Source organism: Microbacterium sp. LWH7-1.2 (assembly GCF_038397755.1).
Taxonomy (GTDB): Bacteria; Actinomycetota; Actinomycetes; order Actinomycetales; family Microbacteriaceae; genus Microbacterium.
This window is the reverse complement of the sequence record NZ_CP151637.1, coordinates 1,639,375-1,654,932: the sequence shown is the minus strand read 5'-3', so window position 1 is coordinate 1,654,932 and position 15,558 is coordinate 1,639,375. Positions and strand designations below refer to the sequence as shown.

Annotated in this window: 16 protein-coding genes; 8 read left to right on the top strand and 8 right to left on the bottom strand. The window is 70.7% G+C overall.

The genetic code is table 11. The features are described 5' to 3' along the window. Positions 1 to 12: 12 nt before the first annotated feature. From MRBLWH7_RS07885 to MRBLWH7_RS07875, 3 genes are read right to left on the bottom strand one after another with little or no spacing between them, the layout of a single operon-like run. Positions 13 to 1,221, bottom strand: a complete 1,209-nt coding sequence (locus MRBLWH7_RS07885; RefSeq protein WP_342000858.1) for an ABC transporter permease — start codon at positions 1,219 to 1,221, stop codon at positions 13 to 15. Further along, positions 1,218 to 2,045 (bottom strand): ABC transporter ATP-binding protein, encoded by an 828-nt coding sequence (locus MRBLWH7_RS07880; protein ID WP_342000856.1) that lies wholly within the window; start codon positions 2,043 to 2,045, stop codon positions 1,218 to 1,220. Before MRBLWH7_RS07880 ends, MRBLWH7_RS07885 begins: the two co-directional genes overlap by 4 nt. Continuing rightward, positions 2,042 to 2,971, bottom strand: coding sequence for a biotin/lipoyl-binding protein (locus MRBLWH7_RS07875; RefSeq protein WP_342000854.1), 930 nt, complete (start codon positions 2,969 to 2,971; stop codon positions 2,042 to 2,044). Before MRBLWH7_RS07875 ends, MRBLWH7_RS07880 begins: the two co-directional genes overlap by 4 nt. A 233-nt stretch (positions 2,972 to 3,204) precedes the next feature. Here MRBLWH7_RS07875 and secA point away from each other — a divergent pair, with 233 nt between their 5' ends. The 3 genes from secA (at position 3,205) to MRBLWH7_RS07860 (ending at position 7,781) form a co-directional block, all read left to right on the top strand. Beyond that, a complete protein-coding gene (gene secA, locus MRBLWH7_RS07870; protein ID WP_342000853.1) occupies positions 3,205 to 6,042 on the top strand; it encodes a preprotein translocase subunit SecA in 2,838 nt (945 codons plus the stop codon). Positions 6,043 to 6,123: 81 nt separating this feature from the next. Continuing rightward, positions 6,124 to 7,350 (top strand): pyridoxal phosphate-dependent aminotransferase, encoded by a 1,227-nt coding sequence (locus MRBLWH7_RS07865; RefSeq protein WP_342000851.1) that lies wholly within the window; start codon positions 6,124 to 6,126, stop codon positions 7,348 to 7,350. Between the two features lie 74 nt (positions 7,351 to 7,424). Further along, positions 7,425 to 7,781 carry a hypothetical protein gene (locus tag MRBLWH7_RS07860; RefSeq protein ID WP_342000849.1) on the top strand — a complete coding sequence of 119 codons (357 nt, stop codon included), beginning with the start codon at positions 7,425 to 7,427 and terminating at the stop codon, positions 7,779 to 7,781. A gap of 108 nt (positions 7,782 to 7,889) precedes the next feature. On the opposite strand, the gene MRBLWH7_RS07855 is transcribed toward MRBLWH7_RS07860, so the two are convergent. Continuing rightward, complete coding sequence (locus MRBLWH7_RS07855; RefSeq protein ID WP_342000847.1) at positions 7,890 to 8,330, bottom strand: Rv3235 family protein; 441 nt, start codon at positions 8,328 to 8,330, stop codon at positions 7,890 to 7,892. 129 nt (positions 8,331 to 8,459) lie between these two features. On the opposite strand from MRBLWH7_RS07855, the gene MRBLWH7_RS07850 reads away from it, so the two are divergent. Then, the gene (locus tag MRBLWH7_RS07850; RefSeq protein WP_342000845.1) at positions 8,460 to 9,068 is read left to right on the top strand and encodes a hypothetical protein; all 609 of its coding nucleotides are present in this window, start codon (positions 8,460 to 8,462) and stop codon (positions 9,066 to 9,068) included. Between the two features lie 35 nt (positions 9,069 to 9,103). Here MRBLWH7_RS07850 and MRBLWH7_RS07845 read toward each other — a convergent pair whose 3' ends face one another. After that, a complete protein-coding gene (locus MRBLWH7_RS07845) occupies positions 9,104 to 9,385 on the bottom strand; it encodes an excisionase family DNA-binding protein (protein WP_342000844.1) in 282 nt (93 codons plus the stop codon). 98 nt (positions 9,386 to 9,483) lie between these two features. Here MRBLWH7_RS07845 and MRBLWH7_RS07840 point away from each other — a divergent pair, with 98 nt between their 5' ends. From MRBLWH7_RS07840 to MRBLWH7_RS07830, 3 genes are read left to right on the top strand one after another with little or no spacing between them, the layout of a single operon-like run. After that, a complete protein-coding gene (locus tag MRBLWH7_RS07840) occupies positions 9,484 to 10,116 on the top strand; it encodes an SAF domain-containing protein (RefSeq protein ID WP_342000843.1) in 633 nt (210 codons plus the stop codon). Further along, a complete protein-coding gene (locus MRBLWH7_RS07835; RefSeq protein WP_342000842.1) occupies positions 10,113 to 11,426 on the top strand; it encodes a P-loop NTPase in 1,314 nt (437 codons plus the stop codon). Before MRBLWH7_RS07840 ends, MRBLWH7_RS07835 begins: the two co-directional genes overlap by 4 nt. Before the next feature lie 23 nt (positions 11,427 to 11,449). After that, positions 11,450 to 12,934, top strand: coding sequence for a histidine kinase N-terminal domain-containing protein (locus MRBLWH7_RS07830; RefSeq protein WP_342000841.1), 1,485 nt, complete (start codon positions 11,450 to 11,452; stop codon positions 12,932 to 12,934). Positions 12,935 to 12,998: 64 nt separating this feature from the next. On the opposite strand, the gene MRBLWH7_RS07825 is transcribed toward MRBLWH7_RS07830, so the two are convergent. After that, complete coding sequence (locus tag MRBLWH7_RS07825; RefSeq protein WP_018171995.1) at positions 12,999 to 13,247, bottom strand: WhiB family transcriptional regulator; 249 nt, start codon at positions 13,245 to 13,247, stop codon at positions 12,999 to 13,001. Positions 13,248 to 13,506: 259 nt separating this feature from the next. On the opposite strand from MRBLWH7_RS07825, the gene MRBLWH7_RS07820 reads away from it, so the two are divergent. Next, positions 13,507 to 13,917, top strand: a complete 411-nt coding sequence (locus MRBLWH7_RS07820; RefSeq protein WP_342000832.1) for a histidine kinase — start codon at positions 13,507 to 13,509, stop codon at positions 13,915 to 13,917. Between the two features lie 15 nt (positions 13,918 to 13,932). Here the strand turns inward: MRBLWH7_RS07820 and bcp are convergent, their stop codons facing one another. Both bcp and rsgA read right to left on the bottom strand, forming a co-directional pair. Then, positions 13,933 to 14,403, bottom strand: a complete 471-nt coding sequence (gene bcp / locus MRBLWH7_RS07815) for a thioredoxin-dependent thiol peroxidase (protein WP_342000830.1) — start codon at positions 14,401 to 14,403, stop codon at positions 13,933 to 13,935. Positions 14,404 to 14,412: 9 nt separating this feature from the next. After that, positions 14,413 to 15,492, bottom strand: a complete 1,080-nt coding sequence (gene rsgA, locus MRBLWH7_RS07810) for a ribosome small subunit-dependent GTPase A (protein ID WP_342000829.1) — start codon at positions 15,490 to 15,492, stop codon at positions 14,413 to 14,415. Positions 15,493 to 15,558 lie beyond the last annotated feature (66 nt).

The following is a 15,558-nucleotide window of genomic DNA, read 5'->3' as shown; positions in this document are numbered from 1 at the left end:
AAGCTTGGACAGCTAGAAGCGGAGTGCGTCGATGACGTTGGAACGCACCGCCATGAGCGCCGGGATGAACCCGGCCAGTGCGCCGATCGCGACGGCTGCGACGAGCCCGGTGACCGCGGCGCGCACCGGGAAGGGCGGGACGTCCTGCAGACCGGAGAACATGTCCATGACGAACGGCGCCCTCAGCACCGCGACGGCGATCGCGATGCCGATCACGCCCGCGACTGCCGTCGCCACGACGCTCTCGAGCAGGACCGAGGTGAAGATGCGGCCCTGCGTCGCGCCGAAGCTGCGGCGCACGCCGATCTCGCGGATGCGCTGACGCATCGCGACCAGCTGGATGTTGACGAGTCCGAGACCGCCGAGAAGCAGCACGAGCCCGGCGATGCCCCCGGTGATGACCTCGAACGCGGCCATCGAGCTCTGGGCGTCGGGCCGCGAGGCCCAGTCGGTGCGGCTGACGTTGACCTGGATGTCGTCCTGCCCGGCACGCAGATCCGCCGCGAGCGCAGGCCCGAGGTCGGCGACGCCGTCCTCCGGCACCCACGTCTCCCACGCGATCATGGCGTCAGCCGGCAGCGCATCGCGGCGCGCGGCGTAGGAGTCGAACATGAGCGTCACGCGCTTCTCCTCGTCGCCGGCGTACAGACGCGGCGTCACGCCGACGACGGTGTACTGCCCGGTGAGGTCGCCCTGCAGGCTCAGCGCGAATCCCGGGCCGAGTGCGGGCCGCCCGTAGACATCCCACAGCGCCTCCGTGATCACGACCGGGGGAGCCAGCAGTTGGGAGTCCGCGTCCTGGAACCAGCGCCCCTCGAGGACGGGGGAGCGGTGGATCACCGCGTAGGCGGGGTCGACGAGGCGCGCCATCACCGGCCGCACCTGCTCCGGCGTCTGCACCTCGAGCTGCACCGGGTCGACGATGCGCGTGAGGTGCGAGAACGAGTACCGTTCCGCGACGCGATCGAGGTGGGCGTCGAACGACTCCCAGTCCATCGGCGCACCGTCGGTGCGCGAGGCCGTGATCGACAGCGTGGCGGGCCTCCCGCCGCTCTGGTCCGACTGCTCCGCCATCTGCTGCCGCTGGTACTCGCTGAGGGCGACGACGGCGGTCAGCGCGCCGACCGAGACCGCGATGCCGATGAGGCTCAGCAGCACCCGCAGTTTGTGGTGGCGCAGCTCCGACCACGCTTCGCCCAGCGCTCCGATGAGGCCGCTCACGATGTCACCTCCGCATGCTCCGGTTCGCCTTCCCACGTTGCGACGTCGACGGATGCCTCGACCCCGGCGTCCGGCTCCTCCACGCTCGCCGCCAGTTCGGGTGCGGACGAGTCCGCCACCGGGGGCATCGGCGTGCTGCCGAGATCGAACGGCGTGAGCACACCGGCGTCGAGGCGGTAGTGCCGCCGGGCGCGAGCGGCGACGTGAAGGTCGTGCGTGATCGTCACGAGCGCGGCGTCCGCCTCGGAGGCGATGTCGTCGAGGAGTTCCATGACCGTCCCGCCCGTCTCGACATCGAGGGCGCCGGTGGGCTCGTCGGCGAGGATCAGCGCCGGGCGACGGACGAGGGCGCGGGCGATCGCCACGCGCTGCTGCTCGCCGCCCGACATCTGCTCGGGCGTCGACTCGACGCGATGGCCGAGGCCGACGCGCTCGAGCATCTCGGTCGCGGTGCGCCGGCGGCGCCAGAACTCCCGGCCGGTCGCGTAGCCGAGCGGCATCTCGACGTTCTCGAGCGCCGTGCGCCCCGCGAGCAGGTTGAACTGCTGGAAGACGAAGCCGACGTTGCGCCCACGCAGTCTGTCGAGCTTGCCGCGCCTCATCTTGCGGACCGGTTCCCCGCGGAACCACACCGCGCCCTCGGACGGGCGGTCCAGCATGCCCATCAGATTCAGGAGCGTGGACTTGCCGGAGCCGCTGCGCCCGACGATCGCGACGTGGTCTCCCGCGGCGACGGCGAGGTCGATGCCGCGCAGGATGTCGAGGCGGCTGTCGTCGGGCAGCAGCACGTGCTTGGCGACGCCTTCGAGGCGGACGAGGGTCACCAGCTCCACCCCGCGGGCTCGCAGTACTCGCCGCCCATGCCGTCGTCGTAGCAGACGGGGTCCTCGCCCGCGAGGACGCCGGGCACGTACTGGCGCACCTGCTCGCCCTCCTCGATCCCTTCGGTCACCTCGACGATGGCCCCGTCGCTCACCCCGAGCGCGACGTCCCGTTCCTCCAGCTCGCCGGTGCCGGCATCCACCCAGACGACGCCGGTTCCCGACCCGCCCTTGACCGCGGTGGTCGGCACGACGAGCACGTCCGAGACCGTGCCGAGGTCGATGTCGAGCTGCGCCTGCAGCCCCGCGAACACGACCTGGTCGGCCGACACTGCGCAGGTGACGGTGGTGGTGCCGTCCTCGGCGACGGAGACCTTGAGCCCGGTGCACGTGAAAGGCGCGGGGCCGCCCTGGATCGTCACGGATCCCTCCGACGGCGCACCCTGCAGGCGGTACAGCTGCACCGGGTCGACCGTGGCCTGGACGTGGAACCGGGCGGGCGTCAGCGAGGCGAGCTCGCCGCCGATCGTGGCGGGCTGCCCCTTCACGACGGTGATCTCGGTCACGTCGCCCGCCTCGGGAGCCAGGACATCGATGTTCTTGACAGGGTCGGCCTGCTTGATGGTGAAGAGCTTCTGCCCCGCGGTGACCGTCTGCCCCTCGCCGACATGTACCGCAGTGACGGTGCCGTCGATCTCGGAGCGGATCGGATACCCGCCATCCCTGGCGATCGTGCCCGGCAGGCTGAGTGCGTTGGTGACGGCCCCCCGCTCGACGGGGACGACCGGATCGGCGATCTGCGCGGAAGGCTGTGCCGCGGCGGCGGGCGCCGAGTCGGGGAAGAAGGCGATCTTCACCAGCGCGGCCGCCGCGATTCCCAGCACGAGCACCAGCAGGATCGGGAAGATCCATCGACGCCAGACAACCATGTCGCACCTCTCCGTAGGGGGCATACCGAGTATGTAGTCACCGAGTATATGCATACCCGGAATGCAATCGGACGGATGCTGCGCCCCTGCGCGTGTCGCGCATGCGGACGAGTACACCCAGCGCACACCAAGGTCACGGGTGGATAACATAGGCAGGTATGCCTGGGGCCATGCACCCGGGCGGCACTGGCGCCGTTGCGCCGCTCCCGAAAGCCAGAAGATGGAGACACTCCGTGGCCAACCCCCTCGAGAAACTGCTTCGCGCCGGTGAGGGTCGCATCCTCCGGCGGCTCCAGCAGGTCGTGAAGGCCGTCGGCGCCCTCGAAGAGGACTACGAGCACCTCACTGACGAGGAGCTGCGCGGGGAGACCGCCGAGCTGCGGGCCCGCTACCAGGCCGGCGAGACGCTCGACCAGCTCATGCCGGAGGCGTTCGCCGCCGTCCGAGAGGCCGCGAAGCGCACGCTCGGCCAGCGCGCCTACGACGTGCAGATCATGGGCGGCGCCGCCCTGCACCTCGGCAACATCGCCGAGATGAAGACCGGTGAGGGCAAGACGCTCACCGGCGCCTTCCCCGTGTACCTCAATGCGATCGCGGGCGAGGGCGTCCACGTCGTCACGGTCAACGACTTCCTCGCGTCGTACCAGTCCGAGCTGATGGGCCGCATCTACCGCGCGCTCGGCATGACGACTGGAACGATCGTCGCCGGCCAGACGCCCGAGGTGCGCCGGGAGCAGTACAACTGCGACATCACGTACGGCACGAACAACGAGTTCGGCTTCGACTACCTGCGCGACAACATGGCGTGGCGCAAGGAGGACCTCGTCCAGCGCGGTCACTTCTACGCGATCGTCGACGAGGTCGACTCCATCCTCATCGACGAGGCGCGTACACCGCTCATCATCTCGGGGCCCTCGTCGGGCGAGGCGAATCGCTGGTTCGTCGAGTTCGCGAAGATCGCGAAGACGCTCGAGGCGGGCGTCGACTACGAGGTCGACGAGAAGAAGCGCACCATCGGCGTCCTCGAGCCCGGCATCGAGAAGGTCGAGGACTACCTCGGCATCGACAACCTGTACGAGTCGGCGAACACGCCGCTCATCTCGTTCCTGAACAACTCGATCAAGGCGCTGGCGCTCTTCAAGCGCGACACCGACTACGTCGTGATGAACGACGAGGTCATGATCGTCGACGAGCACACCGGCCGCATCCTGGTCGGCCGCCGCTACAACGAGGGCATCCACCAGGCGATCGAGGCCAAGGAGGCCGTGCCGGTCAAGGCCGAGAACCAGACGCTCGCCACCGTCACGCTGCAGAACTACTTCCGCCTGTACGACAAGCTCGCGGGCATGACGGGTACCGCCGAGACCGAGGCGGCCGAGTTCATGTCCACCTACCAGCTCGGTGTCGTGCCGATCCCGACGAACAAGCCCATGATCCGCAAGGACCAGTCCGACCTCGTGTACAAGAACGAGACCGCGAAGTTCGCGCAGGTCGTCGAAGACATCGCCCAGCGCCACGAGTCGGGCCAGCCCGTGCTCGTCGGCACTGTCAGCGTCGAGAAGAGCGAGTACCTGTCGCGCCTGCTGGCGAAGAAGGGCATCAAGCACGAGGTCCTGAACGCGAAGAACCACGCACGCGAGGCCGAGATCGTCGCGCGCGCCGGACGCCTGGGCGCTGTCACGGTCGCCACCAACATGGCCGGCCGCGGCACCGACATCATGCTCGGGGGCAACGCCGAGTTCCTCGCGGTGCAGGAGATGAAGACGAAGGGCCTCGACCCCGTCGAGACGCCCGACGAGTACGAGGCCGAGTGGGACGCCGTGTACGAGTCCATGCGCGACCGCGTCGCCCAGGAGAGCACCAAGGTCGTCGAGGCGGGCGGGCTGTACGTCCTCGGCACCGAGCGCCACGAGTCGCGCCGCATCGACAACCAGCTGCGCGGTCGCTCGGGCCGTCAGGGCGACCCCGGCGAGAGCCGCTTCTATCTGTCGCTCACCGACGACCTCATGCGCCTCTTCCAGTCCGGCGCGGCCGAGGCGATCATCGCCCGCACCAATTTCCCCGACGACGTCGCGATCGAGTCGGGCATGGTCACGCGCGCGATCAAGTCGGCGCAGAGCCAGGTCGAGGCGCGCAACGCCGAGATCCGCAAGAACGTCCTCAAGTACGACGACGTCCTCAACCGCCAGCGTGAGGCGATCTACTCCGACCGTCGCCACATCCTGCAGGGCGACGACATCGCCGACCGCGTGCAGCACTTCATCGAAGACGCCATCAACGCCGTCATCGACGACCACACCGGCGCAGGTCACAGTGAGAACTGGGACTTCGACGCGCTGTGGACGGAGCTCAAGACCCTCTACCCGGTCGGCGTGACCATCGACGAGGTCGTGGCCGAGGCCGCCGGTCGTAAGGGCGGGATCACCTCAGAGGGCCTCAAGCGCGAGATCCTCTCCGACGCGCGCATCGCATACGACACACGGCAGAACACGCTCGGCGAGGCCGCGACGCGCGAGCTCGAACGGCGCGTCGTGCTGCAGGTGCTCGACCGGCGCTGGCGCGACCACCTCTACGAGATGGACTACCTCAAGGACGGCATCGGCCTGCGCGCGATGGCCCAGCGCGACCCGCTCATCGAGTACCAGCGCGAGGGCTACCAGATGTTCCAGGCGATGATGGGGCAGATCAAGGAGGAGTCGGTCGGCTACCTCTACAACCTCGAGGTCGAGGTCCGCCGTCAGGGTGAGGCCGGGGCCGAGCAGGTCACTCAGGTCGAGGCCAAGGGTCTCGGCGCTCAGCCCGTCGACAACCAGCGCCTGCAGTACTCGGCGTCGAACGACGCCGGTGAGGTCGAGGTGCGCAACGACCGCGGCCAGGTGCAGCAGGCGGCGACCTCCCGCCTGCGTCAGGCGGCGGCCGCCGCCGCCGCGGCACCCGCCCCGCAGCAGGCGCCTGCCGCCGAGCCGCAGCGCGGCGCCTTCGGCCAGCGGACGGATGCCGAGGCCACTGCCGCGGCGCCGGCGCCGCTGAACCGCGCGCAGCGTCGCGCGGCCGAGCAGCGAAAGAAGTAGGACACCCCTCAGGTGGCCCGCGCCGGAGCGCGGGCCACCTGGCGTTCATTGGCCCTCCTCGGCCGCGGATATCCTGGGGCGATGAGTCCCCTCCGTCCCCTCGATCAGTCGAGCAAGCTCCAGAACGTTCTCTACGAGATCCGCGGGGCGGCACTGGCCGAGGCCGACCGGCTGCAGGACGAGGGGCACACGATCCTCAAGCTCAACACCGGCAACCCGGCGGTGTTCGGATTCGAGGCGCCGTTCCAGATCGTGCGCGACATGATCGAGGCCGTGCCGCATGCGCACGGCTACAGCGACAGCAAGGGCATCATGTCGGCGCGGCGCGCGGTCGTGTCGCGGTACGAACAGGTCCCCGGCTTCCCGCAGTTCGACCCCGACGACGTCTACCTCGGCAACGGCGTGTCCGAGCTCATCACGATGACGATGCAGGCACTCCTCGACGAGGGCGACGAGGTGCTGATCCCGGCGCCGGACTACCCGCTGTGGACCGCGATGACCAGCCTCGCCGGCGGCACCCCGGTGCACTATCGGTGCGATCCCGACGACGGGTGGCAGCCCTCGCTGGAAGACATCCGCGAGAAGGTCACGCCGCGCACCAAGGCGATCGTCGTGATCAATCCGAACAATCCCACCGGCGCCGTCTACAGCCGCGAGGTGCTCGACGGGATCATCGAGATCGCGCGCGAGAACTCGCTGCTGCTGCTCTCGGACGAGATCTACGACCGGATCCTGTTCGACGACGCGCAGCACATCCCGCTCGCGACGCTCGCGCCCGACCTGCTGTGCCTCACGTTCAACGGACTCTCCAAGACGTATCGCGTGGCCGGCTACCGCTCCGGCTGGCTCGTCATCACGGGTCCCAAGAAGCACGCCGCCGGGTTCCTGGAGGGCATCCAGCTGCTGGCCTCCACGCGGCTGTGCCCGAACGTCCCGGCGCAGCACGCGGTCCAGGCGGCGCTTTCGGGGGTGCAGTCGATCGACGCGCTCATCGCCCCCGAGGGGCGCCTTCACGAGCAGCGGGATGCCGCGTGGGAGGGCCTCGAGCGGATCCCCGGCGTGACGTGCCTCAAGCCTCAGGGCGCGCTCTACGCGTTCCCGCGCCTCGACCCGGACGTGTACGAGATCCGCGACGACGCCAAGCTCGTCTACGACTTCCTCGTCGCCGAGCACGTCCTGCTCGTGCAGGGGACCGGCTTCAACTGGCCGACCCCCGACCATCTGCGCATCGTCACGCTGCCCGAGGCACGCGTGCTGTCCGAGGCCGTCGAGCGCCTGGGCAACTTCCTCTCGTCGTACAAGCAGTGAAGCGACGGATGCCGCGGCCCGCGGCATCCGTCAACCCCCTCGCGTGACGAGGGACGGCGTCGTAGCTTCGCGCCATGTCCATCGAACTGAACCAGCCGGCGCTGCGCCATCTGCGCGCGCTCATCCGGGACGGGAAGGTCGTGCGCGATGTACGCGACGACTGGTCGGAGGCCGCACCGACAGCCGACGAGGAGAACTCGTACATCGAGCGAGAGGGATGGACGGAGTTCTCCCACTGGCACGTCGGCATCGACCACCGGGAGAACGAGGAGACGAAACAGGCGTATTCGTTCCCGGTGGGCGACTTCAAGAAGGTCCACCGGTCGGGCGTGATCGCGGCGGAGAGCCGTGCGGGTCAGCACGATCACTACGAGATCCGCGACGCTCTCCGGTCGCTGCTCGACCTCATCGACAAGGACGACAAGAGCTGACGACGGGACCGGCCGCATCGTCGAGGCCGGTTCCGTCGCCGGGCCGGTGGGCGCCGGCGCACCGCGCATGCGACGGCCTGCGGCGTGCGGCGTGAGTCGGCGGGTGCGTCAGAGCAGCGCGAGCGAGGTCGCGCGCCAGCGGCCGTCCATGCCCTCGATCCGCACGGCGAGGGCGCGCGTCCGCGCCGGTCCGCGGACGACGACGACCGCTTCGATGATGCCGTCGGCGGGGGACGATTCGTGCACCGACATGATCGTGTGCACGGGGCGCTTCGCCGCCACGCCGCGTGCGCTGCGCGCCCGCGTCGCGAGGTTCGCGCGCGTCAGGAGCTTGCGGTAGGCGTCCTCGGTGAGCCAGCGGGCGAGTTGGTCGACCTCGCGCACACCCGCGAAGACCTCGAGCACGCCGACGGTGAGGTTGCGCAGAAACGTCTCCGGAGCGGGGAGAGCGGTGGACGGCGTCCGCTGCGGCGCGAAGAACTCCGCGACCTGCGCGCTGCTGCGGGACGCGTACGGTACGCGGGCGGTGCCCGCGGGCGTCGTTGCCATGGGTGCCAATCTGGACAGGGGGATGTCTTCCCGGACAGTAGACCACACAGCGAACTCTCAGGAAAATCGGGCCTGGTCGGCTGTGGATAACTCGCGGACCGATCGGCCGTGGTGCCCTACTCTCGCTGAGTGCGCTGGGACCGCTTCTTCGACGACCTCGAGGATCAGCTCGCCTCCGAATGGGAGGCTGAGCGCGCCGCGCTCGACACCGAAGCCGAGCGCCTGCGGCTCTCGCGGGTGCAGCTCTCGGAGCGGCTGACGCTGCTTGCGGCCCGAGACGGTGTCGCGCCGACGGTCGCGTCGTTCGACCTCACCGACGGCGCGACGCTGCGCGCGTCGGTGACGGGCGTGGGCGCCGACTGGGTCGCTCTGGCGCCGGCCGATGGTCCGGGCGGCGCGGTGATCGTGCCGGTCGCCACGATCGGCGCGGTGGGCATGCCGCATGCCGACCTGCTGCGCACGGCGCGTCCTGCGCCGCCGCGCTCGCCCCTCGCCGATCGGCTCACCTTCGGCTTCGTCCTGCGCGACCTCGTGCGGCGACGGGTCGGTGTCGCGGTGCACCTCGTCTCGGGGCGGGTCCTCACCGGCACGATCGATCGCGCCGGCGCGGACCACCTCGACCTCGCGGTGCACGACCCGGGCGCGCCGCGGCGCGCCGACGCCGTCTCGGGCTATCGGCTGGTGCCCTTCACGGCGATCGGGTGGATCCGGGCCGACGCGGCGCCCCCGATCCCCTGATCAGCGATCGGCTGCGCATCCGCGGAGGTGCCGGCTCAGTCCGGGTGGCGGATGATGCTCCCGCCCCACAGCTCGGGGAAGCTGGCGTTCTGAGACTGACGCCAGAGCGCCATGCGCCGTGCCTCCTCGGCCTGATCGTCGAGGTATTCTCCGACGCTCGCCGCATCGATCCGCCAGCGCGCGGGGGAACCGACGCGCAGACCCCGCAGACGCCCTTCGTGGACAAGAGCCATGACCTCGTCGACAGATACGCCGAGCACCTCGCCCACCTGGGCAGGTGCGTAGAGACGCGCGTCGGACGTCGGGTCATCTGACATGCCCCCATTATGGACCTGCCTCCCCAGAGCGGGCCGGGCGCTCCCACCCCTGTGGATAACGCCCGACGCCCTCGTCCCGAGTCGGCGACGATGGACGCATGACCGCCGCCCACGACCCCGTCCGCACCCCGCGCCGCGCCTTCTGGGGCGACGCGCGGTTCTTCCTCGGCGTGCTCCTCGTGGCGGCATCCGTCGTCGGCGTGTGGCTCGTCGTGTCGGCCGCGCGGCAGACCGTCGAGGTGTACGCGGCCGCGCATACGATCGTCCCGGGCGAGGCGATCGGCACCGGCGACCTGAAGGTCGTCGACGTCGCGCTCGGCACCCTCGCCGGCACGTACCTCACGGCCGACGACCTCGATGACCCCGTGGTCGCGACCCGTACGATCGAGGCGGGCGAACTCGTGCCCGCGGCATCCGTCGGCGATCCCGCCTCGGCCCGTACCACGAGCGTCGTCGTACGCAGCGCCGTCGACGTCCCGGCGTCGGTCGAAGCGGGCAGCGTCGTCGAAGTATGGTCGGCACCGCTCGGGGAACAGGGTGCGTACGACGAGCCGCGCATCCTCGTCGCCGACGCCACCGTCGTGTCGGTGACGCGGGACGACTCCATGATCGGCGGCGGCGCGGCCGCCCTCGAGCTCGTCATCCCGCGCTCCGACGTTCCAGCCACGCTCGCAGCGATGGCCGAGGAGTCCGCGCTGTCCATCGTCCCCGCGACGGGATCCGGCTCGTGAGGGTCGTCGTCGCCGTCGACGATGCGGGGCTCCTCGCCGACGGGCTGCGGCGAGAGGGGATCGACGTGATCGCGGAGGTCCCGGCATCCGCTCCCGCCCTCGCCGCGGCGGATGCGATGCTGGGCGCCGACGCCGAGTCGATGCTCCGGGCCCTCGCCGACGCCGACGCGCTGGTGGTCGCGGTGTCGCGCGCCACGATGTCGCCCACCGTCGTCGCCCTCTGCGACCGCGCGGGGACGCGCGTCGTTCCCCTCGTCGAAGACGCCGCAGGGGAGCGGATCGCCGCGTCGTGCGGACTCGAGGTCCCGCTGAGCATGCACGCCGAGCCGTGGCGCGTCGCAGAGGCGCTCTCGGCCGCACCCCGGGCGACGGCCGCCTCAGCGTCCATGCGCCCTCAGCCGCGGGTGATCGCCGTGTGGGGCCCCGCCGGAGCGCCGGGGCGCTCCACCGTCGCGGCGGAGCTCGCCGTCGAGCTCGCCCGCGGCGGACGCCACGTCGCGCTCGTCGACGCCGACACGCTCGCCCCGTCGCTCGCGCTGACGCTCGGCCTCGCCGACGAGGGCCCGGGATTCGCCGCCGCGTGCCGGCAGGCCGAACTCGGCGGCCTGGACGCGCGCGAACTCACCCGCATCGCCGTGCCGCTCGGGCGCACCGGCGTGGACGTGCTCACGGGCATCAACCGGCCCTCCCGCTGGCCGGAGCTGAGCGACCGGCGCGTGGCCGCCGCCCTCGCCGCCTGCCGCGAATGGGCCGAGTACACGGTGGTCGACGTCGCTTCGTCGCTCGAGCGCGACGAAGAGATCATGAGCGACCTCGACGGCCCGCGCCGCAATGCCGCGACGCTCGCCGCTTTGCGCGCCGCCGACCTCGTGGTGGCAGTGGTCGCGGCCGACCCCGTCGGCGTCGCACGGTTCCTCCGCGGACACGCGGACCTGCGCGCCACGATCGGCGCGACCCCGGTGGCGGTCGTCGCCAACCGGCTCCGCCCGGGAACGCTCGGCATCGGCGCCCGCGGGCAGGTGCGCCGCACGCTGGACCGCTTCGGCGGCATCGAGGACGTGTGGTTCCTCCCGCAGGACCCGAGATCCGCGGATGCCGCGATCCTCGCGTCGCAGCCCATCGCCGGCGTTGCACCGCGATCGCCGTTCACGCTCGCGCTGCGGCGCTTCGTGGGCGAGGCGATCGTGCCCGCCCCGGAACCGCAGCGTGCCGGCAAGTCGCGGCGCCGCGGCGTTCACCGTACCGACCCCGCACGAGCCGCACGCGCCGGCGCCGACGACGTGGCACGTGTCGGCGAGCGGGTGGTGTGAGCCTGGCGCTCTAGGCTAGGTCCGTGTCGACCCTCAGCGATCTCGTCTACGCCCAGGGCCGCTCCAGTGAAGAGGACGTGGAGTGGCTGCACCGTCTCGCGGGGGACGGCCAGCTCCTCGCCGATCTGGCTTTCGCCGACATCGTGCTGTGGGTGCCGACATCGGATGACTTGTTCGTCGCGGTGGCGCACACGCGCCCGGGCGGCGCGGCCACCCTCTTCTACCGCGACATCGTCGGCGACCGCGTACGGCCGCAGTGGCGCACGCAGGTGCGCGAGGCGTTCCAGACCGGCCGCATCGTCGACTCGGCCTCGCCGGACTGGTTCGAAGAGACGCCCACGCGTGTGCGCGCTGTCCCGGTGGCGCGCAAGAGCGGAAAAGAGGCGACGGTGATCGGTGTGATCACGCGCCATACCAACCTCGGCGAGGCGCGCACCCCGTCGCGGCAGCAGATCACGTTCAACGACTGCGCCGACGACCTGTTCGGCATGATCGCGTCGGGCGACTTCCCCGACCTGACGGCGCCGACCTCGCCGCGCCGCGGGGCACCGCGCGCGTCGGACGGCCTGGTCCGTCTCGACGTCGACGGCATCACGACGTTCGCGAGCCCCAACGCGCTGTCGGCCTTCAACCGGCTCGGCTTCGACGACGAGCTCGAGGGCGAGTCGCTGGTGGAGGTCGTGACGGGCATCCTCCCGACGAAGCGCCAGTTCGACGAGTCGCTGCCGGTCGTCGTCACCGGCCGCGCGCCATGGCGCGCGGACCTCGAGGCCCGCGGCGTGACGGTCTCGCTGCGCACCATCCCGCTGCGCGATCACGGCACGCGCATCGGCGCGATCGTGCTGTGCCGCGACGTGACCGAGATCCGTCACCAGGAGCAGGAGCTCATCACCAAGGACGCGACGATCCGCGAGATCCACCACCGCGTCAAGAACAACCTGCAGACCGTCGCTTCGCTCCTGCGGATCCAGGCCCGCCGCTCGCACACCGAGGAGGCACGCGACGCCCTCACCCAGGCGATGCGGCGCGTGTCGGCCATCGCCGTCGTGCATGACACGCTCTCAGAGGGCCTCGCGCAGAACGTCGACTTCGACGAGGTGTTCGCGCGCGTGCTCAAGCTGGTCGCCGAGGTCGCCGCTGCGCCCAACACACGCGCGAAGACCCACTCCACGGGCCGCTTCGGCACACTGCCGAGCGAGTACGCCACGCCCCTCGCCCTCGCGCTCACCGAGCTCGTCACGAACGCCGTCGAGCACGGGCTCGCGGGGCAGGAGGGTGACGTCGAGATCATCGCCGAGCGCAGTGACGACCGCCTCGAGGTGCGCGTGCGCGACACCGGGTCCGGCCTGCCGGAAGGTCAGGTCGGCCGCGGCCTCGGCACGCAGATCGTGCGCACCCTCATCCAGGGCGAGCTCGGCGGCACGATCGACTGGCACACCATCATGGGCAGCGGCACGGAGGTCACGATCGACATTCCGCTGCGCTACATCGAGCGCGCGAAGAGCTGACAGCGATGAGCGGATGCCGCTGGTCGCGGCATCCGCTCGATCGAAGCGCTGTGGGCGCCGGGTGTCAGGAGGCGCGGCGCGCGCGGGCGGCGCGGCGCTTGAGGGCGCGGCGCTCGTCCTCGGAGAGACCGCCCCACACGCCCGAGTCCTGTCCGGTCTCGAGGGCGTACTGCAGGCAGATCTCGGTGACGGTGCAGCGTGCGCACACCGACTTGGCCTTCTCGATCTGATCGACGGCGGGTCCGGTGTTCCCCACGGGGAAGAACAGTTCGGGGTCGACGGTCAGGCAGGCGGCCTTGTCGCGCCAGTCCATGGGGGTGCTCCTTGTGACAGAGGGGTGGGGGAATAGGGGCCCGGTTCGGGTCCGGTACCCTGTGGGATGTGCGAGAAGATCTCGCCCCACGTCGCTGTGGGAGCACACGGCTTCACCAATCGTCCCATAGCGGTTTACCTGAATCAAGGGTTCATCGGCGGGTTCGTGGAGGACTTGCTGAGTGTTCCCCGGGGGCTATGGAGGGATCGCACAAACCGCTGTCGGTGGAAGAAGGAGTCGACGGAGAATGCGGACAAACATGTCCGGAAGAATCGCCGCGGTGCTGGTGGGACTCGAAGGACTCGGGCTCGCCGCGCTCACGGTCCGCGAGATCGTCGCGATCGCCTCGGGGGACACCGGCTCGATCGAGAGTGCGATCGCGCTGGCGGTGCTCACGCTCGTCGGCGCCGCCGCGGTCATCGCGTTCGCGTTCGCGATCTGGCGCGACCAGTCGTGGGGTCGCTCGGGCGGCATCGTCACGCAGCTGCTGATCCTCGCCGTCGCCTTCGGCGCCGCCACCGGCGCCTTCGCCGACGCGGCGCTCGGGCTCGCGCTCGCCGTCCCCGCCCTGGTGGTGCTGGTGCTGCTCGTGATCGCCGTGCGCGACGCCGGACGCGCCGCGCGCCGCCAGCGCGACGAAGAAGCCGGCGGGCAGGCCCCGGGGGCGTAGCGGCCCAGGAGCGTCTCAGAGCCCCAGGAGCGTCCGCACGCGGGCGACGTGGCCGGTCGCGCGCACGTTGTACAGCGCGTGCGTGATGCGGCCCTTCTCGTCGATGACGAACGTCGAGCGGATGACGCCCATGAACGTCTTGCCGTAGTTCACCTTCTCGCCCCACGCGGCGTATTTCTCGAGCACCTTGTGGTCGGGGTCGCTCAGCAGGTCGTAGGTGAGCCCGTCGCGCTCCCGGAACCGCCGGAGCTTCTCGGGCTCGTCGGGGGAGATGCCGAGCACCGTGTACCCCGCCGCCTGGAGCGGGGCGAGGCTGTCTCGGAAGTCGCATGCCTCCTTGGTGCACCCTGGAGTCATCGCCGCGGGATAGAAGAACAGGATCACACGTCCGCCCCGCAGATCCTTGAGCGTCACGGCCTGCTCGTCCTGGTCCGGGAGCGTGAAGGCGGGAGCGAGGGAACCGGGTTCGAGGCGCGTCGTGGTCACCGTTCCACTCTAGGTGGCAGGGTCCTGGGCCTTCTTCGCGAAGGTCTCGAGCAGGCGCTGCAGCGAGTCGAGGCGGGCCGCGCCGCCCGGGCCGAGCCGGCCCTCCTCGACGGCCTCGACGATCGCGCAGTCCGGAGCATCGGGCAGGTGCGTGCAGCCGCGCGGGCACTCCTGGGCGATCTCGTCGAGATCGGTGAAGGCGCGGAGGATGTTCGCGGGGTCCACGTGGCCGAGGCCGAACGAACGCACGCCGGGGGTGTCGATGACCCAGCCGTTGCCCCGCACATGGCCGTCGAGCGCCTCTCCGCGGTACCGCAGCGACACGGTCGAGCTCGAGGTGTGCCGCCCGCGTCCGGTCACCACGTTGACGTGGCCGGTCGCGCGCTTGGCATCGGGCACGAGGGCGTTGACGAGCGTCGACTTGCCGACGCCCGAATGCCCGACGAACACCGTCGAGTGACCGACGAGCGCCGCGCCGATCCGCTCGAGCGGCATCTCCTCGCGCCCGCTGGTGAACACCTCGAGGTCGAGGCCGTCGAAGTGCGCGAGGAACTCTGCGGGGTCCGCCAGGTCGGTCTTCGTCACGACGAGGAGAGGGCGGATGCCGGCATCCAGCGCTGCGACGAGGTAGCGGTCGACGAGCCTCGGGCGCGGCTCCGGGTCGGCGGCCGCGACGACCACGAGCATCTGGTCCGCGTTGGCGACGATGACGCGCTCGACCTGGTCGGTGTCGTCGGCGCTGCGCCGCAGGAGCGAGGTGCGGTCCTCGATGCCGACGATGCGTGCGAGAGTGCCCTCGTCCCCTGACGCGTCGCCGACGACGCGGGCACGGTCGCCCGTGACGATCGGCGTCTTGCGCAGTTCGCGCGCGCGGGCGGCGAGCACGGTGCGCTCGGTCGGGAGGTCTTCGTCCACCAGCACGGTGTAGCGACCGCGGTCGACGCCGAGCACGCGCGCGATCTCGGCGTCGCTGTGCGCCGGACGGCGCTTGGTGCGAGGACGGTTCGCCTTCGGGTTCGGCCGTACCCGGACGTCCGCCTCGTCGAACTCCGGTTCGTCGTCGTCCTCGAATTCGTCGAGCCAGCTCACGGTGTCGCCCCGCTCATCTGGTCATCCACGGTCGGTTCACGCTGCTCATCCCGGTCGCTCCGCGAA